The organism is Marinovum sp. (assembly GCF_034669705.1).
GTDB lineage: Bacteria > Pseudomonadota > Alphaproteobacteria > Rhodobacterales > Rhodobacteraceae > Marinovum.
Genome location: NZ_JAXMOR010000013.1, coordinates 45095 through 68721 on the forward strand (window position 1 = coordinate 45095; position 23627 = coordinate 68721).

19 protein-coding genes are annotated in these 23627 nt (G+C 67.2%); 15 read left to right on the plus strand and 4 right to left on the minus strand.

Annotation, left to right across the window (positions count from 1 at the left end; all coding sequences use genetic code 11):
- The first annotated feature begins 64 nt into the window (after window positions 1–64).
- Window positions 65–1000, plus strand: a complete 936-nt coding sequence (locus VOI27_RS11085) for a LysR family transcriptional regulator (RefSeq protein WP_323765411.1) — start codon at window positions 65–67, stop codon at window positions 998–1000.
- A 78-nt stretch (window positions 1001–1078) separates the two neighbouring features.
- On the opposite strand, the gene VOI27_RS11090 is transcribed toward VOI27_RS11085, so the two are convergent.
- The 3 genes from VOI27_RS11090 to VOI27_RS11100 form a co-directional block, all read right to left on the minus strand.
- Window positions 1079–2548, minus strand: a complete 1470-nt coding sequence (locus VOI27_RS11090) for a biotin carboxylase (RefSeq protein WP_323765412.1) — start codon at window positions 2546–2548, stop codon at window positions 1079–1081.
- 197 nt (window positions 2549–2745) lie between these two features.
- Complete coding sequence (locus tag VOI27_RS11095) at window positions 2746–3099, minus strand: hypothetical protein (RefSeq protein ID WP_323765413.1); 354 nt, start codon at window positions 3097–3099, stop codon at window positions 2746–2748.
- Between the two features lie 82 nt (window positions 3100–3181).
- Window positions 3182–3685, minus strand: coding sequence for a VOC family protein (locus VOI27_RS11100; protein ID WP_323765414.1), 504 nt, complete (start codon window positions 3683–3685; stop codon window positions 3182–3184).
- Between the two features lie 153 nt (window positions 3686–3838).
- On the opposite strand from VOI27_RS11100, the gene VOI27_RS11105 reads away from it, so the two are divergent.
- Window positions 3839–4924 (plus strand): C45 family peptidase, encoded by a 1086-nt coding sequence (locus VOI27_RS11105; protein WP_323765415.1) that lies wholly within the window; start codon window positions 3839–3841, stop codon window positions 4922–4924.
- On the plus strand, window positions 4924–5775 hold the full coding sequence (locus tag VOI27_RS11110; RefSeq protein ID WP_323765416.1) for a carbon-nitrogen hydrolase family protein: 852 nt from the start codon (window positions 4924–4926) through the stop codon (window positions 5773–5775). The genes VOI27_RS11105 and VOI27_RS11110 overlap by 1 nt, the downstream gene beginning before the upstream one ends.
- Before the next feature lie 160 nt (window positions 5776–5935).
- On the opposite strand, the gene VOI27_RS11115 is transcribed toward VOI27_RS11110, so the two are convergent.
- Window positions 5936–7657, minus strand: coding sequence for a hypothetical protein (locus VOI27_RS11115; RefSeq protein WP_323765417.1), 1722 nt, complete (start codon window positions 7655–7657; stop codon window positions 5936–5938).
- Between the two features lie 103 nt (window positions 7658–7760).
- On the opposite strand from VOI27_RS11115, the gene VOI27_RS11120 reads away from it, so the two are divergent.
- From VOI27_RS11120 to VOI27_RS11175, 12 genes are all read left to right on the plus strand, one after another.
- Window positions 7761–9251 (plus strand): UbiA family prenyltransferase, encoded by a 1491-nt coding sequence (locus tag VOI27_RS11120; RefSeq protein WP_323765418.1) that lies wholly within the window; start codon window positions 7761–7763, stop codon window positions 9249–9251.
- Window positions 9248–9616 carry a DMT family transporter gene (locus VOI27_RS11125; RefSeq protein ID WP_323765419.1) on the plus strand — a complete coding sequence of 123 codons (369 nt, stop codon included), beginning with the start codon at window positions 9248–9250 and terminating at the stop codon, window positions 9614–9616. The genes VOI27_RS11120 and VOI27_RS11125 overlap by 4 nt, the downstream gene beginning before the upstream one ends.
- Window positions 9617–10014: 398 nt before the next feature.
- A complete protein-coding gene (locus VOI27_RS11130; protein ID WP_323765420.1) occupies window positions 10015–10599 on the plus strand; it encodes an ANTAR domain-containing response regulator in 585 nt (194 codons plus the stop codon).
- Entirely contained in the window at window positions 10596–11771 is a 1176-nt protein-coding gene (locus tag VOI27_RS11135; protein WP_323765421.1) for a CmpA/NrtA family ABC transporter substrate-binding protein, read from the plus strand. The genes VOI27_RS11130 and VOI27_RS11135 overlap by 4 nt, the downstream gene beginning before the upstream one ends.
- 265 nt (window positions 11772–12036) lie before the next feature.
- Window positions 12037–13404: a CmpA/NrtA family ABC transporter substrate-binding protein gene (locus tag VOI27_RS11140; protein WP_323765422.1), complete on the plus strand. Its 1368-nt coding sequence runs from the start codon at window positions 12037–12039 to the stop codon at window positions 13402–13404.
- Between the two features lie 102 nt (window positions 13405–13506).
- Window positions 13507–14589, plus strand: a complete 1083-nt coding sequence (locus tag VOI27_RS11145; RefSeq protein WP_323765423.1) for an ABC transporter permease — start codon at window positions 13507–13509, stop codon at window positions 14587–14589.
- Between the two features lie 45 nt (window positions 14590–14634).
- A complete protein-coding gene (locus tag VOI27_RS11150) occupies window positions 14635–16326 on the plus strand; it encodes an ABC transporter ATP-binding protein (protein WP_323765424.1) in 1692 nt (563 codons plus the stop codon).
- Complete coding sequence (locus VOI27_RS11155; protein WP_323765425.1) at window positions 16323–17264, plus strand: GAF domain-containing protein; 942 nt, start codon at window positions 16323–16325, stop codon at window positions 17262–17264. Before VOI27_RS11150 ends, VOI27_RS11155 begins: the two co-directional genes overlap by 4 nt.
- An 11-nt stretch (window positions 17265–17275) precedes the next feature.
- A complete protein-coding gene (gene nirB / locus VOI27_RS11160; protein WP_323765426.1) occupies window positions 17276–19708 on the plus strand; it encodes a nitrite reductase large subunit NirB in 2433 nt (810 codons plus the stop codon).
- Window positions 19705–20037, plus strand: a complete 333-nt coding sequence (nirD, locus tag VOI27_RS11165) for a nitrite reductase small subunit NirD (protein WP_323765427.1) — start codon at window positions 19705–19707, stop codon at window positions 20035–20037. Before nirB ends, nirD begins: the two co-directional genes overlap by 4 nt.
- On the plus strand, window positions 20037–22667 hold the full coding sequence (locus VOI27_RS11170) for a molybdopterin-dependent oxidoreductase (RefSeq protein WP_323765475.1): 2631 nt from the start codon (window positions 20037–20039) through the stop codon (window positions 22665–22667). The genes nirD and VOI27_RS11170 overlap by 1 nt, the downstream gene beginning before the upstream one ends.
- Window positions 22664–23626 (plus strand): glycosyl transferase family protein, encoded by a 963-nt coding sequence (locus tag VOI27_RS11175; protein WP_323765428.1) that lies wholly within the window; start codon window positions 22664–22666, stop codon window positions 23624–23626. The genes VOI27_RS11170 and VOI27_RS11175 overlap by 4 nt, the downstream gene beginning before the upstream one ends.
- The last annotated feature ends 1 nt before the right edge of the window (window position 23627 follow it).

The following is a 23627-nucleotide window of genomic DNA, read 5'->3' on the forward strand; positions in this document are numbered from 1 at the left end:
TCAACGGGTATCGGTTTTGTTTCAGGCGTTTTCCAAGACCACCTCAGGCAACGAGCGATGCAGCATGACCCCTCACCACTTGCAAACGGATCTCAACTGGAACCTGCTGCGCATGTTCTACATGATCGCCCGCGAACAGGGCATCACCAAGGCCGCGAAATGCCTCGGGCTGAGCCAGCCTTCGGTGTCGAACGCGCTGCAGAAACTCGAGGCGCAGCTCGCTTGCCAGCTGGTGATCCGTGACAGCCGCCAGTTCAAGCTGACGCCGCGGGGCGAACAGATCTTCACGGAATGCCGCGAGATCTTTCACAGCGCCGAGCGGATTTCCCAGCTGGTCAGCGGCACCGACCAGGAACGCGGCAAGGTGCGGTTCCAGATCATCGCGCGGCTGGTCTCGCCGATGATCGACGAGCTGCTGCGGCTCTATCACCAGCAGAACCCCTCGGTGATCTTCCAAAGCGAGGTGACCGACAGCTACGCCATCCTGCGCGCGCTCAAACGGGGTGAGACCACCATCGGCTTTTGCCTTTTGACCGAGCCGCTGGACGACCTGCCGGCGGTGCGGCTGTTCCGGCGCGAGTTCAACGTCTTTTGCGGTCCGGGCCACCGGCTCTTTGGCCAGGACAGCGTCGCGCATGAGGACCTCAAGGGCGAGCCGGTCATTTCCTTTGCCAGCACCACCGCGGGCCAGGATCTCGAACCGCTGACGCTGGTGCGCGGCGGGCTGCGACTGGGCGACCGGATCAACGGGCTGACCACCGATTTCGAGGAGCTGCGGCGGATGATCGTCGCCGGTCTGGGGATCGGCATCCTGCCGCGGCGGCCGGTGGAAGAGGATATTCGCAAGGGCCGGCTTTGGCCGCTCAGGATCATCGGCGAACAGATCGGCAAGGATGTCTACCTGGTCCATGCCCCGCGCGAGACGCTGTCGCCCGCCGAGCAGGCCTTTGTCGATCTGGCGCGCGACATGCAGCAGCGCTTCGACCAGCAGGCCGCCTGACTGGACGTCCCTTCCGTTTCGCACCCGCGGCCGCCCGAGCGTATCGGGCGGCCGCGGTGTCGTTTCACAGGCTGCGGCTCAGAACCACTTGCCGTCGGAGATGTTGTCGGGGATGGCGATCGCGTCCACTGCCGGCAGCGGGATCGACTCGAACTGCGCCTTGATCCCCGAGTTCCACAGCTTGGCCCGTCGCGTCAGGTTGCGCCGGTCGGTCTGCATCCGGCCGCGCGCCACGACGCAGCCCAGATCGGCCCCGTGGTAGCAGTAGTCGCCGGCGGAATAGACCCGCAGGTAGAAGGCCTCGTTCTCGTCACCCAGCGACTGCGGGTTGAGCGCCGGACGCACGAATTCCGCCGTGCCCTCGTCGGTCAGCCGCCAGATGCCCGAGTGCGGTGCCTTGGTGATCAGCTCGACCTTGTCGTCGGTCTGCTTCAGCACCAGCTGGGTCCAGTTGTCGTAATCGTTCCAGCGCGATTGCACCGCGTCGACATCGACCTCGTAATCGACATCGAGATATTCCAGCAGGTGGAACAGGAACAGCGGGCAGCCGCCATAGGTCGAGGTGATCAGGTTGGTCGGCGGGGTGACGCCGGAAACCCGCGGGTTGAGCTCGCCGAGGTAGACCTCGTTGGTGTCGGTATCGAGCAGGAAGTCGAGGCAGAAGACGCCCTTGTAGCCCTCCTTGTAGAGCCTGTCGCCGAACTTGCGCGCCATCTCGCGGACCTTGTCCGGCACGCCCTCGGGCAGCAGCGCCGGCGAGGCATCGTTGCCGCACCAGCCACCCTTGTAGGGGGTGACCTCGGCAAAGCCGGTGATGTCGGTCATCACCGGGCCCACGAAGGTGCCCAGCCGGGTGGCGCAGCCCTCGATCGCGCCGGGCAGGTGGTTGAGCCGTTTCATCACCTTGAGCTTCTGGTCGATGATCTTGGCGGAATACTTGTCCCAGTCCTTGCGCGACTTGATGAAGAACGTCGTCCGGCCGCTGTCGCCATAGGGCGTCTGCACCACCAGATCGGAGCCCAGCTTGCCCTTCTCGGCCAGCTCGGACAGCGCCTCATAGCTGTCGGCCTCGCCCATGATGTTGGGCGCGCTGTCGACGCCGGCCTCGTTGCCGAGCTGGGTGGTGACGATCTTGCTGTCGAGCCGCTCGCGCAGCGCCGCCGGCGCCAGCGCCACCTCGATGCCGGCATCGGCACAGAGCTTTTCCGTGGTCTCGTTGAACATCACGAAGATCGCCTTGCCGCCGGGGTTGGCCTTGGCCTTGGCGACGAACTGCGGATGGCTGACAAGGTAGTTGCCCACGTCCTCCATCGACTGGAACTCGTCGTGCATGATCTTGGTGGGCACGAAGGAGCGCGGGTGCTTGCCGTCGAAGATATCGAAGTAGTTGATGAACTCGAGCCCGCCGACCCATTGATCCAGCCCGAGAAGGCTGTAGGGCGTCGGCGTGACGATATAGATCGGCTTGGTGTTCTTGCGAAGGTAATTGAAGATCTCGCTGAGACCGGTGAGCTTTTTCCTGCGGGTGCGTTTCTTGGCGGGTGGCATGTGATTCCCTTTGTTGGTGGTCCAAGCGTTCCCCAGCTCTAGCAGGTTTCGCAAGCCCTGTGTTCTTATCCACACCTGCGCGAGCCTGCGAAACTGCCAGAACATCCGCCGCTGCCCGGATGTCACCCGGGACATCAGCCCCCTGGCCCGCCGACGTCTGGCGGCATGGCGCGGTCGTTCGGTGCGGCTGGTGCGGCTCACTTCATCGACGGGCCGCCCATCGGGCCGTCCCATACCATTTCGACCGGATCGATGTCGTTGCGCACGTAGAAGAAGCGAAACCCCATGCCGCGCAGCCATTTCTCCAGCCGGTCGAGGCTGGCCCATTCGCGGCGCAGCCCGCGGGCGCTTTCGACCAGCGCCCATTGGTCATCGACCAGGAAATAGACCGTCCAGGTGTTGGGATGTTTCGACTGGTCGGCAAAGCCGCCGCCCAGCACCTCTCTGGCGGTGCGGACGGCGACCGGGTGGTCGCCGATCCGCTGGTGCGACGCCAGGTCAGACAGGTCGTTCTGCCGGATCGTGAACGTCGGCGCCGGTGTTTCCTGCATGTCTGTCGCCTGCCTGCTGCTGCCTGTCACAGTGATAGGGCGCGGATCGCAGCCTTTGCAACGCGATCCCGCGAGCTGGGGCTCAGGCCGGCGCCTCTTCGGCCCCTGCCGGCGCCTCCTCGGCAATTTCGCCAGCCTCGGCCAGCGCCTTGCCGCGGGCGGCGATCTCTTCGGCGCTCAGCGCCTCCACCCGCGTGGCCAGGGTCCAGACATGGCCAAAGGGATCGGCAATCGTGGCGCAGCGCTCACCCCAGTAGGCCAGCGCCGGTTCGGCCAGCACCTGCGCGCCGGCGTCGCGCGCCGCGGCACAAGCAGCGTCGACATCGGCCACATACATGTGATGCGCCACCGAGGCCGCGCCGGGCGTCGGCTGGTGGCCATGACCGGCCCAGCCGGCGCTGACAAAGAGCATCGAGCTGCCGATCTTGATGGCGGCAAACCGGGTGTCTGTTGTGTCATCGCGGCTCTGCACGCTGGCGCCAAAGGCGGATTGGTAGAAGCTCAGCGCCGCCGGCACGTCAGACACCGCCAGCGTGGCGGTGCAGGTGCGGTAGCCGCGCGGCGTCACGGCGGGTTTCTTCGGCATCGGGTTGTCCTCACATCTGGCGGACTTTCGTCCATTTTTCAGGCAGTCACCTTGGGGCATTTTCGCCACCATGGACCATGGTGTAGCAGATAGCCCTTGAAAAGGCAACACCATGGCCCATAGTGTAGATGGAACCGACAGGAATCCTCTCGCATGTCCCCTTTCGCCCCGATCCCTCCTGCGCCGGCCCGGCCGGGCTATGCCCTTGAGCGCCGTTTCTCCGCCCTGTCCGAGGAGCGGCCCGGCCCGGTGTGGCAGACCCTGCTGGCGGCGAACTGGCCGGGCTGGCGCGACTGGTACCTGACCCGCGGCGGCTCGACCGCCGAAACCTCGCGCGAGGCCGAGCGTGCGCTGCGCCGGCACATGCCCGAGATGGTCAACATGCACGACAGGCTCTCCGCCGCCCTGCCCGACGATCCGCTGCTGCGCGAATTCCTCACCTTCTGGTGCCCGCCCCGCTACCTGGTGAGCTGCACCCAGGCGGCCTCGGCCGACGCTGCCGGGCCGTTCCTGATGCGCAACTACGATCTCGACCCGGCATTGAGCGAGGCGACACTGCTGCGCTCGAACTGGCGCGGCAAGGTCGTGATGGGCATGGTCGAGGGGCTCGCCGGCCTGTCGGACGGGATCAACGAGGACGGGCTCGCCGTCTCGCTCAGCTTCGGCGGCCGCGTCGTCACCGGCCGCGGCTTCGGCATCCCGCTGCTCATCCGCTACGTGCTCGAGACCTGCACCGACGTGCAAGACGGGCTCGAGGCGCTGCGCGCGGTGCCCTGCCACATGTCCTACAACGTCACCCTGACCGACCGTCAGGGCCAGGCGGCCACCGTGTTCCTCAGCCCCGACCGGCCGGCGATGGTGCAGTTCACCCCCTGGGCCACCAACCACCAGCTCGGCGTCGAATGGCCGCGCCACGGGCGGATCTCGGCGACGCTGGAACGCGCCCAGGGCCTTGGCCGGATGTTCGCCCAGGGCCAGCCCGACGAGGCCTGGCTTCAGGCCACCTTCCTCACGCCGCCGTTCTACTCGGCCAAGTACCGCGCCGGCTATGGCACCGTGTTCTCGGTGGCCTATCGCCCGGCGCTGGGCACCGCCCGGCTGTTCTGGGGCGACGGGATGGGACAGGCCTGGCAGATGCAGGCCTTCGCGCCGGCCACGCTCGACGTGGAGTATACCGATTTCGGCAGCCGCATGATCGCGGCGCCGACTTTCCTGACAGACCTTCAAAGGACCGCCTGATGACCAAATTCGCAATCGCAGGCATCCAGATGCATGTGACCACCCAGAACAACCTCGCCGAGATGCGCAAGCGTCTGGCGCTCCTGATGCACCTCTACCCCTGGGTCGAGATGGTGTGCTTCTCGGAGCTGGCGCCGCATGGCCCGGCCCTGCCCAGCGCCCAGGCCGCTGGCGGCGAATTCGATCTCGCCTTTGCCGAGATGGCCCGCCAGTACCAGATCTGGCTGCAGCCCGGCAGCTACTTCGAACGGCGCAACGGCCGGATCTACAATGCCGCCCCGGTGTTCAACCCGGCCGGCGAAGAGGTCGCGCGCTACGACAAGATGTTCCCCTTCACCCCCTACGAGGAAGGCGTCGCCGCCGGCACCGAGCCTTGTGTCTTCGAGGTGCCGGGCGTCGGCCGCATCGGCTTGTCGATCTGCTATGACATCTGGTTCCCCGAGCTGACCCGTACCCTGGCCTCGATGGGCGCCGAGGTGCTGATCAACCCGGTCAACGCCGCCTTCGTCGACCGCCATGCCGATCTCGCCTGCGCCCAGGCCTCGGCGGCGATGTTCCAGATGTATGTGTTTCACATCAACGGGCTCTTGGCCGGCGGCAACGGCTATTCCCAGGTCATCGACCCCACGGGGCGGCTGCTGCACAAGGGCAATGTGCAAGAAGAGATGATCCCGCTCGAGGTCGATTTCGCCGAAGTGCGCCGCCAGCGCGAGCGCGGCATCCTCAACATGGGCCAGCCGCTCAAGAGCTTCCGAGACAGCCCGGCGCGCTTTCCGATCTACGAGCAAGGCTACCGCTCGGACTATCTCGACAGCCTCGGTCCGCTGCAAAAGGCACAACGGCTGCGCTGACCCACCAAAGTTCCGCTTTCAGGGATGACTGCGCGCCCCGGGCCAAAGTGCCCGGGTCCAGTCCTTCTTCTGTTCAAAAATACCCTCGGGGGGTCTGGGGGGCTGGCCCCCCAGCCGGTCGACGTGCGCAGGGCACGGCGACAGCAGGACGACCGGGCCCTCACCGCTCTCCACAGCGATAGATCGTCACCTCCCGCTCGAGATAGAGCGGCTTGTTGGGATCGAACTCGGCCAGAACGGCGCAACGGTCATGCAACTCGGTGAAGAACGCCCGCATCAGCGGCGAGCCAACCTCGCGGCGCATGAACTCCGGCGCCTTGACGACAAAGACGTCGACCCCCTGCGCGCGCCAGGCGTCAAGCTGCCAGTCGGCGCGCTGTGGCGGCCAGGCGTAGGGCTGTGCCTCATAGTCCGGGTCGTCCTCGTCAACGCCTTCGAGGCCATAGAGCCCCGTCGGCATGCCGATGTGGAACACCGCATCCGGCGCGTCCTCGCGGATCCTCCGCTCCTCGGCGATCTCCGGCAGCGGCGTGTCGTATTTCTCGGCCAGTCGCTGCCAACGGGCGATCTCGAGCTCCTGCGCGGCGCGGGTCTGCGGCAGATGGGTGACCACGCCGGTCAGGATCCGCGCCTCGGCCAGGTGGGTGGCGATATAGGCGTCGACCTCCCGCCACATCGGCGGCGCCAGCGCCTCGGTCACCGCGATCACAGCGCCCACCAGAGACAGCCCCCCGCCCAGCGCAAATGTGCCCTGCGCCACCCGTCGCAGCCGCCCGGACGCCTCGGCCGACCGGGCCAGACCGGCCAGCGCCAGCCCGCCCAGCAGGGTGAAGCCGGCGAAACTGGCGATCCACAGATGCTCTGGCTGGCGCGGACCGGTCAGCGCCGCCAGCACCAGCGTGCCCACGACCAGCGTCGTCCAGATCAGCAGTAGCACCGGCTTGTGACGCAGCCGGCAGGCGGGCATCACCAGCACGAAGGGCGTCAGCAGCGCCAGCGCCGCGAACACCGGGTTCAGCCCCCAGACCAGCTGCAGCGACCGCCAGCCCAGCGTCTCGAGCCCGGCGGCCAGCCCGGCGTCGGTGCGCAGCGACATCACCGTCTGGATCTTCTGGTACGCCAGGAAATTGCCGAAATCCAGCAGGATGCCGATATTGAGCAGCGGCCAGAGCAGCCCCACCGTCAGCAGCGCACGCCCCATGCTGCGCGCCATCGCCCGGAGCCCCTCGGCCCAGAGCAGCAGCCCGGCCATGCCGACCGCCAGCGGCAGCAGCACGAAGACGCCGGATTGCTTGAAGCTCACCACCAGCACCGCAAAGACCCCGAGCCAGATATCCCAGCGCCCCGGCCGGCCGGCCTCGAGCCGGGCGATCAGCGCCCAGAAGACGGCGATGGTGGCGGTCGCCAGCGCCACGTCGCCCTTGGCGATATGCGACATGAAGACCCCGAGCGGAAAGACCACCCCGAGACAGCCCACCGCCACACCCGGCCAAAGGCCCAGCCCGGCCCGCCGCGCAATGGCAAGAAACAGCGGTGCGATCAGCGCGCCGATCAGCGCCGTCACGTAGCGCGCCGTCAGGTAGAACACCGTCGGGTCGGAGAAATACTGCGCCCTGAACGCGCCCGGCCCGTCCCACCAGCCCGACGGCACGCCAAGCGCAAAGAGCCCGCCAAAGGCCAGCCCGTTGAGATAGTTGATCAGCGGCGGGTAGAAGTGCTGTCCCGGCACGATCTCTCCGGCCAGCACCCGCGCGGCATCGTTGATCCGCTCGTCACCGTGAAAATAGCCATAGTCCGCGCCCAGCGCCCGAAACGCCAGGGCCAGGAGAAACAGGACCAGACCCGCCGCGAAACGTGTCACAAATTCGCTTTTGTCAGACATGGGTTAACTTTTTACAGTCTAGCCTGACCTGCGCCAGAAAATCTGCACATTTTGCGCCCATTGTCAGGCGAAAGCGGACGGCGCGGGCAGCGGAGCGGGATTGTTGAAGGATTTGGACGGGGCATTGGCCGAGGACAGGACGCCGGACCAGGCAGGAGAGCTGCCGCTGTATGTCGATCTGGACGGCACGCTCGTGCAGACCGATGTGGCACAGGAGCAGCTTGTGGCAGCGCTTGCCAGGCCGCGCAACTGGCCGCCGGTGCTGCGGGCGTGGCGCGCCCATGGGGCCAGCGGCATCAAGCACGCGGTCTGGGATGGCGACGGGTTTCACCCGGCGCTGCTGCCCTATGACGCCGAGGTGCTGGACTACCTGCGGGCGGCCCGCGCACAGGGCCGCCGTATCGTCTTGGCCACCGCGGCCGACCGCCAGGCGGCCGAGGCGGTCGCGGCGCATCTGGGCCTGTTCGACGCGGTGCTGGCCTCGGAACCCGGCCACAACCTCAAGGGCGCGGCCAAGCTTGCCGCAATCCGGCAGGACTGCCCCGGCCCCTTCGAATATCTGGGCGACAGCGCCGCCGACATCCCGGTCTGGCGCGCGGCGCATCGGGTGGGTTTTGTCCGCCCCGACACGCGCGCGAGGACCGAGATGCAGGCAGCGGGTGCACGCCTCACGCTGAGCACCGATCCCGCCGCGCCGGCCTGGCGGGGCCTGCTCAGGGCGATGCGACCGCATCAGTGGGCCAAGAACGCGCTGGTGTTCCTGCCGCTGTTCTTCGCCCATATCTACACCGATATGCGCATGCTGCTGATGGCCGCGCTGGCCTTTGCCGCCATGTCGCTGATGGCCTCGGCGGTCTACCTGATCAACGACCTGCTCGACATTCCCGCCGACCGCCGCCACCACAGCAAACGGCTGCGCCCGTTTGCCGCCGGGGTGGTGCGCCCGGTGCAGGGGGTCGCGGCGGCGCTGGCGCTGATGATGGCGGCGGTGGGCCTGGGCTTTGGCGCCTTGGGTCTGCCCTTCGGGCTGGTGCTGCTGCTCTATTTCGCGATGACCACGGTCTATTCCTTCGCGCTCAAGCGGTTCTCGACCATCGACGTGATCGTGCTGTCGCTGCTCTATACCGTCCGCATCGTTGCCGGGGCCGCGGCCTGCGACATCCTGCTGAGCCCATGGCTGCTGACCTTCTCGTTGTTCTTCTTCGTCAGCCTCGCCTACATGAAACGCTTCATCGAGCTCGACGCCGTCACCGAGGATGCCAAGCTGCCGCACCGCAACTACTGGGGGGCGGAACTGGCCAGCGTGCAGGCCTTTGGCATCGCCAATGCCGCGGTCAGCCTGCTGACCCTGGCGCAATACATCAATAGCCCCACCGCGCTCGAGACCTATGGCGCGCGCGATATCCTCTGGCTGACGGTGCCGCTGCTGATGTTCTGGATCTATCGCACCTGGATGTGGGCGATCCGCGGCAAGGTGGGCGACGACCCGGTGATCTTTGCCCTCAAGGACCGGATCAGCCAGCTCACCCTGCTGGCGGTGCTGGTGGTGCTGGTGGCGGCGAGACATTTCGAGTTCATCGGGTTCATCCGATGACCACCGCAGGCTTTGCGCTGATCCTCGCCAGCGTGGCGCTCTCGGCGCTGGGGCAGACCTGTTTCAAGGCCGGGGTCGGCCGGGTGAGCTTTGCCGAGAGCGCCGGGGTTGTGCACAAGAGCCTCGCCCTGCTGCTCTCCCCTTGGGTGCTGGGCGGGCTGGCGTTCTATGGCGTGGGCACGGTTCTGTGGCTCTTTGCACTGAGGCGGTTGGACCTGTCGCTGGCCTATCCCTTCGTGGCGATGAGCTTTGTCATGGTCGCCGCCTCCGGGGTGCTGTTTCTGGGCGAGACGCTGACCCTGACCCGGGTGCTGGGCATGGCGCTGATCATCTCCGGCCTGCTGGTGATGGCGGTGGGGCGTTAGCGGGTGCGAGCGGCCTTTGGCATCGGCCCTGTACAGTAGTCTTGTTCCGCATTGGCTTCTTTTCCCGCCCGCAGCGCTAGCGCCGAAGCACAAGCCGCGCGATCGCCGAGCCGCGGGGTGGCGATCCGACAGAGACGTCGAGCCGCCCTATAGCAGCAAAGCCCGTAGAACCTCACACGTTGCGCCTGCAGCAGCCAATTCGCCGCCCAGGGGGGCGGGTCATGCGGGAGGCATGCCTTCGGCATGACGATCACGCGGCGGCCTGCGGCCTTGTCCCCGCGCGAGGAACCACAGAAGCCGGCCGCTACCGCCCATTCTTTAAGCACAGCGCCCTGCGGACGCCCCGAAACCACGCATCCCCCATTTACAATCCCTGACCGGCGCGCGCATCTGCAGCCATGCCCCGCCCGCTCTCGATCATCATCGTCGAACCCGACCGCGACCGCGCGCTGCTCATCGTCGACAGCCTGCGCAGCGCCGGCGATTTCGACATCCAGGTCATCGCCGAACCCACCAGCCTCGCCCGGCAAATCCAGGCACGCCAGCCCGACATGGTGCTGATCGACATCGAGAACCCCTCACGCGACATGCTCGAGGAACTGGCGCTGGCCTCCGGCCCGCAGGACCGCGCGGTGGCGATGTTCGTTGACCGTTCGGCCGAAGGGCTGTCGGTGGCCGCGATTGAGGCCGGGGTCTCGGCCTATGTGGTCGACGGGTTGCAGCCCGGCCGGATCAAGCCGGTGCTCGACGCCGCGATCACCCGGTTCCGCATGTTCCAGCGGATGCGCACCGAACTGGCCGAAACCAAGCGCGCGCTCGAGGAACGCAAGGTGATCGACCGCGCCAAGGGCATGCTGATGAAGGCCCGCGGCGTTGGTGAGGACGAGGCCTATGCCCTGTTGCGCAAGGCGGCGATGGACCAAGGCAAGCGCGTGGCCGATGTGGCGCAGGCGCTGGTGACGGCGGCGGGGCTCTTGGGATGAACGCGACGACACTGTCTGTCGGCTTCATCCCGCTGGTGGATGCCGCGCCGCTGATCATTGCCCAGGAGATGGGGTTTGCCGCCGAGGAAGGCATCAGTCTCGACCTGCGCCGCGCCCCCTCCTGGTCGTCGCTGCGCGACATGCTGAGCTATGGCAAGGTCGAGGCGGCGCATATGCTCTCGCCGGTGCCGGTGGCCACGGCGCTGGGACTGGGCGGCGCCGGTGCGCCGCTCTCGGCGGTCTCGGTGCTCTCGGTCAATGGCAACGTGATCGGCGTGAGCCAGGCGCTGGCCGATCGGCTGCGCGGCGCCGGCCACCGCTTTGCCTTCGACGACGCCCGCGCCGCCGGGCTGGCGCTGATCGCCGCCGCCGGCCGGGGCCTGCGCATCGGCGTGCCCTTCCCGTTCTCGATGCATGCCGAGCTGGTCTATTACTGGCTCTCGGCACTGGGCCTGCCGGCGCCGCAATCGGTGGTCGTGCGCACCGTGCCACCGCCCCTGATGGGCGATGCGATCCGCGCCGGCGAGATCGATGCCTTCTGCGTCGGCGAGCCCTGGGGCTCTCAGGCGGTCGAGGACGGCATGGGCGAACTGCTGCTGCCCGGCTCGGCGATCTGGGCTTTCGCGCCGGAAAAGGTGCTGGCGATGCGCGCCGACTGGGCCGAGGCCGAGGACATGCTGCGCGGCCGGTTGATCCGCGCGGTCTGGCGCGCCGGGCGCTGGCTGGCCGACCCGTCGTCACGCAGCCTTGCCGCCGAGATCCTCGCGCGGCCGGGCTATCTCGACCTGCCCTCGGATATTCTCGACCGGTCGCTCTCGGGGCGGCTGGTGGTCTCGGGCCGGGGCGAAGAGCGGTCGGTGCCGGGGTTCCTCACCTTCCATCGCTCCGCCGCCAGCTTCCCCTGGCGCAGCCAGGCGGAGTGGATCGGGCTGCAACTGGCCGCCCGCACCGGGCTCGACCGCGCCGCCGCCAAGGCTGCCGCGGCGCGGGTCTTCCGCTCCGATCTGCACCGCGCGGCGCTCTCCGGGCTGACCGCCAGCCTGCCCACCGCCGCCTCGCGGATCGAGGGCGGGGTCAGCCAACCCACCGCCGTGCCGGCCGAGGCCGGACGGCTGATTCTCGACCGCGACAGGTTCTTCGATGGCCGCATTTTTGACCCCGACGCCGCCTGACGCTCATTAATTATGCAGCTGCAGCGACAGCCGCGCTGCATTGCAGAAAAACCCCGTCCGACAGCCTGCTTTCCTTTGCGTGACACCTGCGTGATTTGCCATAACGCTCTTGTCGGCGGGCAATGGCGTCCGCTGCAGGAATTCTCCCGAACGTCCGGGACCCGATGAGCAAAGCCGCTCGACCCTTCGCCTCAGGCGAAGTGCGTCAGCGGCTTTTTTCTTTGCCCGACCCTCTCCTGCCGGGCCTCAGTACAGGACAGATTTCATGAAGACCCTTCTTCTCGGCCTCGCGGCCTCCACCGCCCTCGTCACCCCCGGCTTCGCCCAGATGCTGGAGCTGGAAAAGGACGAGCTGACCTTCGGCTTCATCAAGCTCACCGACATGGCGCCGCTCGCGGTGGCCTATGAACAGGGCTATTTCCTTGACGAGGGCCTGTTCGTGACGCTGGAGGCGCAGGCCAACTGGAAGGTCCTGCTCGACGGCGTGATCGGCGGCCAGCTCGACGGCGCGCATATGCTGGCCGGTCAGCCGCTGGCGGCGACCATCGGTTTCGGCACCGAGGCGCATATCATCACCCCCTTCTCGATGGACCTCAACGGCAACGGCATCACCGTGTCGAACGAGATCTGGGAGCAGATGAAGCCCAACATCCCCGCCGATGCCGAGGGCAAGCCGATCCACCCGATCAGCGCCGAGGCCCTGGCACCGGTGGTCGAGAGCTACAAGAACGACGGCAAGCCGTTCAACATGGGCATGGTCTTCCCGGTCTCGACCCACAACTACGAGCTGCGCTACTGGCTCGCCGCCGGCGGTCTGCACCCGGGCTACTACAGCCAGGACAACATCACCGGCCAGATCGGCGCCGACGTGCTGCTCTCGGTCACCCCGCCGCCGCAGATGCCCGCCACGCTGGAGGCCGGCACGATCTATGGCTACAGCGTCGGCGAGCCGTGGAACCAGCAGGCGGTGTTCAAGGGCATCGGCGTGCCGGTGATCACCGACTACGAGCTGTGGAAGAACAACCCCGAAAAGGTCTTTGGCATCACCGCCGAGTTCGCCGAGGAATACCCCAACACCACGCTTGCGGTGACCAAGGCGCTGATCCGCGCCGCGCAGTGGCTCGACGAGAATGACAATGCCAACCGGATGGCAGCGGTCGAGATGCTGAGCCAGCCCGAATACGTCGGAGCCGATGCCGAGGTGATCGCGGCCTCGATGACCGGCACTTTCGAGTACGAACAGGGCGACAAGCGCGACGTGCCCGATTTCAACGTCTTCTTCCGCTACAATGCGACCTATCCGTTCTATTCCGATGCCATCTGGTACCTGACCCAGATGCGCCGCTGGGGGCAGATCGCCGAGCCGAAGTCGGACAGCTGGTACGACGAGGTCGCCAAATCGGTCTACAAGCCGGAGATTTACCTCGAGGCGGCGCGGATGTTGGTCGACGAGGGTCTCGCCAATGAGGCCGACTTCCCCTGGGACAGCGATGGCTACAAGGTGCCGACGCCCGCCGAGGATATCATCGACGGTATCGCCTATGACGGCAAAGCCCCGAACGCCTATCTCGAGAGCCTGCCGATCGGGCTGAAGGGCGACCAGATGGTCGTCGGCACCGAAGTCAAAGGCTGACCGGCCGGCCGCTCCTCGGCCCCTGCGGCGCCTCTTCGCGAGGAAAGCCCGCACGGGCTTGAGGAGCGGCCCCGCCCCCCCCGGAATTCAAGGAAGCTCCCCATGACAACCGTCGATCCCGATTTCTCAGACGCCCAGGCCCGCGAAGCCCGCAAGGCCCGGCTCTTCACCCGCATCAACGCCGCCGACAAATGGTTCCAGGTGCTGGGCCTTTCCTGGGCCACCCCGGTGCTCAAGGCCGCCGCCGGCGACAACCCGAAAGCCCAGGTCAAGGAGATCTGGCGCCTGCTGGCAGTGCCGCTGATCGCCATCATCGCCTTCCTGATGCTCTGGGCCACACTGGCACCCAAAGTGCAGACCTCGCTCGGCGCCGTGCCCGGCCCGGCCGAGGTCTGGGTCGAGGCGGTGAACCTGCACGCGGATGCCCAGGCCAAGGCCGCCAAGCGCGAGAAGTTCGAGACCATGGTCGCCGCGCGCAATGACAAGCTGGTCGAAGCCGGCCGCGCCGACGAGGTCAAGTCGATCGCCTATACCGGCGCGCCGTCCTATTACCAACAGATCTGGACCTCGATCAAAACCGTCTTCTTCGGCTTCCTGATCGCCACCGCCGTCGCCGTGCCGCTGGGTATCGCCGCGGGTCTCTCGCCCACCGCCAATGCCGCGATCAACCCGTTGGTGCAGATCTTCAAGCCGGTCTCGCCGCTGGCCTGGCTGCCGATCGTGACGATGATCGTTTCGGCGGTCTACGCCACCAATGACGGCCTGTTTTCCAAGTCGTTCCTGATCTCGGCGATCACCGTGACGCTCTGCTCGCTCTGGCCGACGCTGATCAACACCGCGCTTGGCGTGGCAAGCATCGACAAGGACCTGGTCAACGTCTCCAAGGTCTTGAAAATGAACACCTATACCAAGATCACCAAGCTGGTGCTGCCCTCTGCCCTGCCGCTGATCTTCACCGGACTGCGCCTATCTCTGGGCGTCGGCTGGATGGTGCTGATTGCCGCCGAGATGCTGGCCCAGAACCCCGGCCTCGGCAAGTTCGTCTGGGACGAGTTCCAGAACGGCTCTTCCTCCTCGCTCGCCAAGATCATGGTCGCGGTGCTGACCATCGGCATCATCGGCTTCCTGCTGGACCGGGTGATGTTCGCACTGCAATCGCTCTTCACCTTCTCGAACAACCGCTGACGCGCGCTCTGGCAGCGAAGCGATCGCGCAAGAAAGGACATGCAGATGAGCATTCTCAAGTTCGACAACGTCTCCAAGAGTTACGGTGAAGGCACCCAGGCCGCCTCGGTTCTGAAGAACATCGACCTCGAGGTCAGGGAGGGCGAGTTCCTCGTGCTGCTGGGCTTTTCCGGCACTGGCAAGACGACGCTGATCAACCTGATGGCCGGGCTCGAGCAGCCGACCAAGGGCGCCGTCACCTTCAAGGGCAAGCCGATCACCGGCCCCGGCCCCGAACGTGGCGTGATCTTCCAGAGCTATTCGCTGATGCCCTGGCTGACCGTCGCGGGCAATGTCGGCCTCGCGGTCGACACCATCTTCCCCGGCATGGCCAAGGCCGAAAAGGCCAAGAAGGTCGCGCATTACGTCGATATGGTGGGGCTGTCTCACGCCACCCACCGTCGCCCGGCCGAGCTGTCGGGCGGCATGCGCCAGCGGGTCAACGTGGCGCGTGCACTGGCGATGAACCCGGAGGTGCTGCTGCTGGACGAGCCGCTCTCGGCGCTCGATGCGCTGACCCGCGCCAACCTGGCCGACGAGATCGAGGCGATCTGGGAGGAGGACCGCAAGACCTGCGTGCTGATCACCAACGACGTCGACGAGGCGATCATGCTGGCCGACCGGATCATCGCGCTCAATCCCGATGGTTCGCTGGGCGAGGAATTCCCGGTCAACATCCCGCGCCCCCGCGATCGCAGCGAGATGAACCACCACGACGGCTTCAAGAAACTCCGCGCCAAAGTCACCAACTACCTGATGGACGTGGGCATCGAGGCCAAGGTCGAAGGGTCGCGCATCCTGCCCGACGTGACACCGATCCACTCGGTGCCGAAGGCCGTGAAGGACGCGCAGGAGGGCATGATCGAAGACCGCTTCCTCGACTTCTCGCAGCTGCACAAGATCTATCCCACCCCGAAGGGCCCGCTCACCGTGGTCGAGGATTTCGACCTCAAGGTGAACCGAGGTGAGTTCATCTCGCTGATCGGCCACTCCGGCTGCGGCAAGTCCACCGTGTTGACCATGGCCGCCGGGCTCAACGACATCTCCAAGGGCGCGATCCGGCTCGACGGCTACCACGTGCAGGGCGCCGACCCCGAGCGCGCGGTGGTGTTCCAGTCGCCCAACCTCTTCCCCTGGCTGACGGCGCGCGAGAACTGCGCCATCGGGGTCGACAAGGTGTACCCGAAAGCCTCCCAGGCCGAGCGTCAGGACGTGGTGGAGTACTACCTCGAGCGCGTCGGTCTGGCCGACGCCATGGACCGCTCCGCCGCCGACATGTCGAACGGCATGAAGCAGCGGGTCGGCATCGCCCGGGCCTTTGCGCTCTCGCCCAAACTGCTGCTGCTTGATGAGCCCTTTGGCATGCTCGACAGCCTGACCCGCTGGGAGCTGCAGGAGGTGCTGATGGAGGTCTGGTCCCGCACGAAGGTCACTGCGATCTGCGTCACCCATGACGTCGACGAGGCGATCCTGCTGGCCGACCGGGTGGTGATGATGACCAACGGCCCGCAGGCCACCATTGGCCGCGTCGTCAATGTCGACCTGCCCCGCCCGCGCACCCGCAAGGCGCTGCTCGAGCACCCCGATTACTACCTCTACCGCGAGCAGGTGCTGAGCTTTCTCGAGGAATACGAACACGGCGCCAAGCCCAAGGCCAAAAGCCCGGCGGCAAAACCCGACACGAAGGAAGCCGCATGATGGAAGCGATGATCGACACCGAGGCGCGCACCTTCATCGAGGTCACCGAATATTGGGTGCCCGAGGAGGGCGTGCTGAAACTGGCAGGCGGCAACTACGGCGACCTGACGGAGTTTCGCGCTGCCTCGGGCCAGACCAGCTTTGCCAAGGGCGAAGGCCTGCCCGGCACCGCCTGGGCCGAGGAGCGCCCGGTGGTCTTCAAGACATTGGACCCCGCCACCTTCAAACGCGCCGAGGCGGCGAAGGCCGCCGGTCTGACCAGCGCCGTGGCGGTGCCGCTGTTTGACGGTGCGGAGCTCAAGGCGGTTCTGGTGGTGCTCTGCGGCGATGGCGAAGAGCGCATTGGCGCGCTCGAGGTCTGGCAGGCGCAGGACACCCTGCTGATGCTGAACGATGGCTATTACGGCGCCGCCAAACATTTCGAGTTCGTCTCGAAGCACACCCATTTCCCGCGCGGCCAGGGCCTGCCGGGCGCGGTCTGGGCGGCGAACACGCCGATCCTGATGCGCGACCTGGGCTCGGCCTATGGCTTCGTCCGCTCCGAAAGCGCCGGACAGGCGGGGCTCACCACCGGGCTTGGCCTGCCAATCCCGGTGCCCTCTGGCGAGACCTTCGTGCTGACGCTGCTTTCGGCCCGCGGCACGCCGATCGCCCGACGCTTCGAGATCTGGGACGCCCGCGCCGCGAAGGTCGGCAAGGACAGTGCCGCAGTGCTGATCGACGGCATCTGCGCCCGCGAGGGCCGGCTTTGGGCTGGCGAGGGCGAAGAGCCGCGCCGCGCCACCGCCTGGCAGGGCCTGATCGGCCGGGTTCTGGGCACCGGCCTGCCGGTGGTCGACCAGGGCGTCGCCGGCATCGCGGCAGGCTACGACAACGTCGTCGCCCTGCCCCTCCATTCCAAGGGCGAGCTGTCTCACATCGTCGCCTGGTATTCGTGAAAGGAAACGACATGCAGAAACTGGTCGTTATCGGCGCCGGCATGGCCTCGGGACGGGTGCTGGAGCACCTGTTCGAGCAAGCCCCGGACGCCTATGAAGTCACCCTGTTCAACGCCGAGCCGCGCGGCAACTACAACCGCATTATGCTCTCGCCGGTGCTGTCGGGCGAAAAGAGCTATGCCGAGATCGTCACCCATGACGACGATTTCTACAATGGCAACAAGGTCACCTGCCGCTTTGGCGAGTCGGTCGTCGGCATCGACCGCGACCGCAAAGTGGTGATCGGCGAGCATGGCGAAGTGGCCTATGACAAGCTGCTGATCGGCACCGGTTCCGCCCCCTTCATCATCCCGGTGCCGGGCAAGGACCTGCCCGGCGTGATCTCCTACCGCGATCTCGATGACACCAACGCAATGATCGAGGCCTCCGCCAAGGGCGGCAGCGCCGTGGTGATCGGCGGCGGTCTTCTGGGTCTGGAAGCGGCCGCCGGCCTCGCCCAGCGCGGCATGGACGTGACCGTGCTGCACCTTATGGGCCACCTGATGGAACGCCAGCTTGACGAAGCGGCAGGCTACCTGCTGCGCAAGGACCTGGAGGGGCGCGGGATTACCGTGAAGACCCAGGCCTCGACCAAGGCCATTCTCGGCGAGGACCGCGCCGAAGCGGTGCTCTTGGAAAGCGGCGAGACCCTGCCCGCCGATCTGGTGGTCATGGCCGTCGGCATCCGGCCCGAGACGCGGCTGGCCAATGACGCCGGTCTCGAAGTAGGGCGCGGCATCGACGTCAACGCCCAGATGCAGACCTCCGACCCCGACATCTATGCCGTCGGCGAATGCGTCGAGTTCGACGGTCAGCTCTTCGGTCTCGTCGCGCCGCTCTATGACCAGGCCAAGATCGTGGCCGCGTCCCTGCTCGGCGACGCCGGCGCCTTTGTGCCCAAGGAGCTGTCGACCAAGCTCAAGGTCACCGGCTGCGACCTGTTCTCCGCCGGCGATTTTGCCGAGGGCGAGGGCCGCGAGGACATCGTGTTCCGCGATCCGGCGCGCGGCGTCTACAAACGGCTGGTGATCGAAGGCGACAAGCTGGTCGGCGCGGTGATGTATGGCGACACGGCGGACGGCAACTGGTTCTTCGGGTTGATCAAGGACGGCACCTCGATCGAAGAGATGCGCGACACGCTGATCTTTGGCCCGTCGTATCAGGGAGGTGCCGCCGCGGACCCTCTGTCAGCCGTTGCAGCATTGCCGCTTGATGCGGAAATCTGTGGCTGCAACGGCATCTGCAAGGGCACCATCGTATCGGCCATCGAAGCCGGGGCCACAGACCTCGGCGCAATCAAGGCCACCACCAAGGCCAGCGCCTCCTGCGGCACCTGCACCGGGCTGGTGGAGCAGGTCCTGCAAGTTACCCTCGGCGACGATTTCCAGATGCCCGCCGCGCAGGCGATCTGCGGCTGCACCGACCTCAGCCACGAGGACGTGCGCCGGCTGATCAAATCGAGCGAGCTGAAATCGCAGGCCGCGGTCTGGCAGGAGCTGGGCTGGACCACGCCGAACGGCTGCCATGTCTGCCGCCCGGCGGTGAACTACTACCTGCTGGCCGACTGGCCGCTGGAGTATCAGGACGACCCGCAAAGCCGCTTCATCAACGAGCGCAAGCACGCCAACATCCAGAAGGACGGCACCTTCTCGGTGGTGCCGCGCATGTTCGGCGGCATGACCACCCCCGACGAACTGCGCGCCATCGCCGATGCAGCGGACAAGTACAAGGTGCCCACGGTGCATGTCACCGGCGGCCAGCGCATCGACCTGCTGGGCGTCAAGGGCGAGGACCTGCCGGCGATCTGGGCCGATCTCAACGCCGCCGGCATGGTTTCTGGCCACGCCTATGCCAAGGGTCTGCGCACGGTGAAGACCTGCGTCGGCAAGGATCACTGCCGCTTCGGCACGCAGGACAGTACCGGTCTCGGCATCCAGCTCGAGAAGAAGCTCTGGGGCTCCTGGACGCCGCATAAGGTCAAGCTGGCGGTCTCGGGCTGTCCGCGCAACTGCGCCGAGGCGACCTGCAAGGATATCGGCGTGGTCTGCGTCGATAGCGGCTACCAGATCGGCGTCGCCGGCGCGGCGGGCATGGACGTGAAGGAGACGGAGCGTCTGGCCGAAGCCAAGACCGAGCAGGAGGCAATCGATCTGGCGACCGCTTTCATGCAGCTCTACCGCGAGAACGCCAAGTACCTCGACCGGCCCTACAAATGGGTCGCCAAGGTGGGCCTCGACTGGGTCAAGCAACGTGTCGTCGACGATCTCGAGGAACGCGCGGCCCTGATCGAGCGGTTCGAGCTGTCACAAACCATCTATCGCAAGGACCCCTGGGCCGCGGAGGCCGAGACCCGGTCCGAGCAATACGCCCCCCTTGCCGATCTTACCCTGGAGGCCGCGGAATGAGCTGGCTCGACATCGGAGACGTGAACGACATTCCCCTGCGCGGCGCGCGGGTGGTCAAGAGCAAGGTCGGCTGCGTGGCGCTGTTCCGTACCGCGCCCGAGGAGGTCTTTGCCACCTCGGACCGCTGCCCGCACAAGGGCGGGCCGCTGCACGAAGGCATCGTGCACGGCCAGAAGATCACCTGCCCGCTGCACAACTGGGTGTTCGACCTCAACACCGGCGCGGCGCAAGGTGCCGACGAGGGCCATATCGCCACCTACCTGGTGCGGGTCGAGGCCGGGCGCATCCTGCTCGACACCACCAAGCTGGCCCAGCGGAGCGCGGCGTGATGGACGGGGCGGGGATGAGGGAAACACGGTCGACCTGCCCCTATTGCGGCGTCGGATGCGGGGTGCTGCTGCGCCCCGACGGCGCCGGCGGGCTGGCGGTTCGGGGCGATCCGGACCACCCCGCCAACCGCGGCAGGCTCTGCTCCAAGGGCGCGGCCCTGGGCGAGACGGTGGACAGGGCGGGCCGGCTGCTGGCCCCGCGGATCAGCGGCCAGGACGCCAGCTGGGACAGCGCGCTCGACTTGGTGGCCAAGCGGTTTTCCGACACCATCGCCCGGCACGGGCCGGACTCGGTGGCCTTCTACGTCTCGGGGCAATTGCTGACCGAGGACTACTACGTCGCCAACAAGCTGATGAAGGGCTTCATCGGCTCGGCCAATATCGACACCAACTCGCGGCTCTGCATGGCCTCGACCGTGGCCGGCCACAAGCGCGCCTTTGGCAGCGACACCGTGCCCGGCACCTATGACGATCTCGACGAGGCCGATCTGGTGGTGCTGGTCGGCTCCAACCTCGCCTGGTGCCACCCGGTGCTCTACCAGCGGCTGCTCGCCGCGCGGGCCAAGCGCGGCACCAAGATCGTCGTCATCGACCCGCGCCGCACCGCCAGCTGCGATGGCGCCGACATGCACCTGAAACTGCGTTCCGGCAGCGACGTGGCGCTGTTCAACCGGCTGCTGGTCGAGATTTACGAGGGCGGCGCCTTTGCCAAGGCGTACTTGCGCAACGTCGACGGGTTTGACGCCGCGCTCGAGGCCGCCTTTGCCGATGACCCCGCGGTCACCGGGCTGAGCGAGACCGAGATCGCCGCCTTCTGCCAGCTCTGGATGCGGCACGAGAAGGTCGTCACCGTGTTCAGCCAGGGGGTCAACCAGTCCTCCTCCGGGGCCGACAAGGTCAACGCCATCCTCAACTGCCACTTGGCCACCGGGCGGATCGGCAAACCGGGGTGCGGGCCGTTCTCCGTGACCGGCCAGCCTAACGCCATGGGCGGACGCGAGGTCGGCGGGCTGGCCAACATGCTGGCCTGCCACCTCGATCTCGAGAATCCCAGCCACCGCACCGCGGTGCGCGAATTTTGGCAGGCGCCGGCGATGCCCGAAGCGCCGGGCCTCAAGGCCGTCGACATGTTCCAGGCGGTGGGCGACGGGCGCATCAAGGCGCTCTGGATCATCCACACCAACCCCGCCGTTACCATGCCCGACGCCGACGCGGTGGCCGCGGCCATCAAAGCCTGCGAGTTCACCGTGGTCTCCGACATCACCGCCGAGACCGATACCGCGCGTCTCGCCCATGTGCTGCTGCCTGCCGCCGCCTGGGCCGAGAAAAGCGGCACCGTCACCAATTCCGACCGCACCATCAGCCGCCAGCGCGCGGTACTCGAGGCGCCGGGTCAGGCACGCGCCGATTGGGATATCCTCGCCGATGTCGGCCGCCGCATGGGCTGGCACGCCGGGTTCGACTACCAGGCCCCGGCCGAGATCTTCCGCGAATATGCCGCGCTCTCGGGCATCGCCGGCTACTTCGGCCGCGACTTCGACATCTCGGCCCTGCGCGGTCTCGACGATCCCGAGTATGACACCATGGCCCCCGCCCGCTGGCCATTGACCGAGGCGCGCCGGGGCGGCCGGTTCTTTGCCGACGGCCGGTTCTTCCACGACGGCGGCCGGGCCAAGATGCTGCCCCTGCGCCATCGCGGACCGGAGGCGCAGCGCGCGCCGCGCTATCCTTTCCGGCTCAACACCGGGCGCATTCGCGACCAGTGGCACACGATGACCCGCACCGCGATCTCGCCCCGGCTCTCGGCGCATCTGGCCGAGCCGTTCCTTGATATCCACCCCGCAGATGCCGCCGAACTGGCGTTGCAACCGGCCGATCTTGTGCGGGTCAGCAGCCCGCAGGGCAGCGCCATCCTGCGCGCCCGGGTGACGACGGACGTGCGTCGGGGCGACGTCTTTGCGCCGATGCACTGGACCGGAGAGACCGCGCCCTCCGGCCGGATCGACGCGCTGGTGGCGCCGGTGGTCGACCCGGTCTCGGGCCAACCGGAGAGCAAGGCCGGCGTCGTCGCCATCGAACGGCTCGACGCCGCCTGGTACGGATTTGCCGTCACCTCGGGCGAAATCGCGCCGGACTGCACCTACTGGGCCCGCGCCCGCACGCCCTCGGGCTATCGCGCCGAACTGGCCGGCACCGAAGCGGTCGCCGACTGGGAAGCCGAGGCGCGCCGCCTGTTCGGACTGAAAGACGCCGAGGTGCAATCGGTGATCGACCAGACCCGTGGCATCGCCCGGCTGGCATTCTACCACGAGGGCCGGCTTCTGGCCGCGCTCTTCGTCGCGCCGGAGCCGGTGGCGGTGCTGCGTGACTATCTGGTCACCCTGCCCGGAGGCGAGGCGCCGCAGGCGATCACCGGTGCGCCGCCCTCCGACCAGCCTGACCCCGGCCCGGTGCTTTGCGCTTGTTTCTCCGTCGGCGTGAACACCATCCTTTCGGCGATCGAGACCGAGGGGCTGATCAGCGTCGAGGCGATCGGCGCGGCGCTCGGTGCCGGCACCAACTGCGGCTCTTGCCGGCCGGAACTGGCCGACCTGCTGGCCCGGTTCGAGACCCCGGAGGCGGCAGAATGAGCCTCGCGCCTTACGTCCGCATCCTCGGCCGCGGGCCGGGCCGGTCACGCTCGCTGACGCTGGAGGAGGCGCGCGAGGCGATGGCGTTGATGCTGCAGGGCGATGCCGCGCCCGAAGCGGTGGGCGCGCTGCTGATGCTGATGCGGATGAAGGGCGAGACGCCCGACGAGATCGCAGGCTTTGCCAGCGCCGTCGGCGCCGCCCTGCCGCCCCTGCCCCGCCCGGCGCTCGACTGGCCGTCCTATGCCGCCGGCCGCACCCGCGGGCTGCCCTGGTTCCTGCTGTCGGCGCGGCTGGTGGCGCGGGCCGGGCACAGCGTGCTGATGCACGGGTTCAACGGGTCTGACGCCGCGGTGCGGCAGGGTCTGGCGGCGGCGCAGATCCCCGTGGTCTCCGATCCCGACGAGTGCGCGCAAATGCTCGCCCAAGGCGGCGTGGCATACCTGCCGCTGGAAACCCTCTCGCCGCAGCTCTTTGCGCTGCTGACGCTGCGCGATGTGCTGGGTCTGCGGTCCTGCGTCAACACCGTCTGCCGGATGTTGAACCCGGGCGGCGCTGCGGCCTCGGTGCAGGGGGTTTTTCACCCCTCCTACCGCGGTTTGCAGACCGAGGCGGCGCAGCTTCTGGGCCTCGACAGCCAGACCGTGATCAAGGGAGGTGGCGGCGAGTTCGAGCGCCACGCCGGCAAGGAGATCGCCACCTTCGGCCTGCGCCACGGGGCACCCTGGCAGGACACCGCCCCTGCATTGATCGAGGAAACCCGACGGCTGGATGATGGCGACACCGACCCGGCGCATCTCGCCGCCCTCTGGGACGGTACGCGCGACGATCCCTTTGCCGTGGCCATCGTCACCGGCACTGCCGCACTCGCACTGGCCACACTGGGCCACGACCAACCAGAGGCGCTTGCACAATCGCTCTGGGCCGGGCGCCACCGCGCGCTGGCGGCCTGCAATTGAC

Excerpts from the sequence above, each read along its gene's own strand:
- VOI27_RS11155 (WP_323765425.1), top strand. The coding sequence starts at position 16,323 with ATGATGGAAGCGATGATCGACACCGAGGCGCGCACCTTCATCGAGGTC.
- VOI27_RS11130 (WP_323765420.1), top strand. The coding sequence starts at position 10,015 with ATGCCCCGCCCGCTCTCGATCATCATCGTCGAACCCGACCGCGACCGC.
- VOI27_RS11115 (WP_323765417.1), bottom strand. The coding sequence starts at position 7,657 with ATGTCTGACAAAAGCGAATTTGTGACACGTTTCGCGGCGGGTCTGGTC.
- VOI27_RS11085 (WP_323765411.1), top strand. The coding sequence starts at position 65 with ATGACCCCTCACCACTTGCAAACGGATCTCAACTGGAACCTGCTGCGC.
- VOI27_RS11125 (WP_323765419.1), top strand. The coding sequence starts at position 9,248 with ATGACCACCGCAGGCTTTGCGCTGATCCTCGCCAGCGTGGCGCTCTCG.
- nirB (WP_323765426.1), top strand. The coding sequence starts at position 17,276 with ATGCAGAAACTGGTCGTTATCGGCGCCGGCATGGCCTCGGGACGGGTG.
- VOI27_RS11140 (WP_323765422.1), top strand. The coding sequence starts at position 12,037 with ATGAAGACCCTTCTTCTCGGCCTCGCGGCCTCCACCGCCCTCGTCACC.
- VOI27_RS11145 (WP_323765423.1), top strand. The coding sequence starts at position 13,507 with ATGACAACCGTCGATCCCGATTTCTCAGACGCCCAGGCCCGCGAAGCC.
- VOI27_RS11150 (WP_323765424.1), top strand. The coding sequence starts at position 14,635 with ATGAGCATTCTCAAGTTCGACAACGTCTCCAAGAGTTACGGTGAAGGC.
- VOI27_RS11110 (WP_323765416.1), top strand. The coding sequence starts at position 4,924 with ATGACCAAATTCGCAATCGCAGGCATCCAGATGCATGTGACCACCCAG.
- VOI27_RS11100 (WP_323765414.1), bottom strand. The coding sequence starts at position 3,685 with ATGCCGAAGAAACCCGCCGTGACGCCGCGCGGCTACCGCACCTGCACC.
- VOI27_RS11090 (WP_323765412.1), bottom strand. The coding sequence starts at position 2,548 with ATGCCACCCGCCAAGAAACGCACCCGCAGGAAAAAGCTCACCGGTCTC.
- VOI27_RS11095 (WP_323765413.1), bottom strand. The coding sequence starts at position 3,099 with ATGCAGGAAACACCGGCGCCGACGTTCACGATCCGGCAGAACGACCTG.
- VOI27_RS11135 (WP_323765421.1), top strand. The coding sequence starts at position 10,596 with ATGAACGCGACGACACTGTCTGTCGGCTTCATCCCGCTGGTGGATGCC.
- VOI27_RS11105 (WP_323765415.1), top strand. The coding sequence starts at position 3,839 with ATGTCCCCTTTCGCCCCGATCCCTCCTGCGCCGGCCCGGCCGGGCTAT.
- VOI27_RS11175 (WP_323765428.1), top strand. The coding sequence starts at position 22,664 with ATGAGCCTCGCGCCTTACGTCCGCATCCTCGGCCGCGGGCCGGGCCGG.
- VOI27_RS11170 (WP_323765475.1), top strand. The coding sequence starts at position 20,037 with ATGGACGGGGCGGGGATGAGGGAAACACGGTCGACCTGCCCCTATTGC.
- nirD (WP_323765427.1), top strand. The coding sequence starts at position 19,705 with ATGAGCTGGCTCGACATCGGAGACGTGAACGACATTCCCCTGCGCGGC.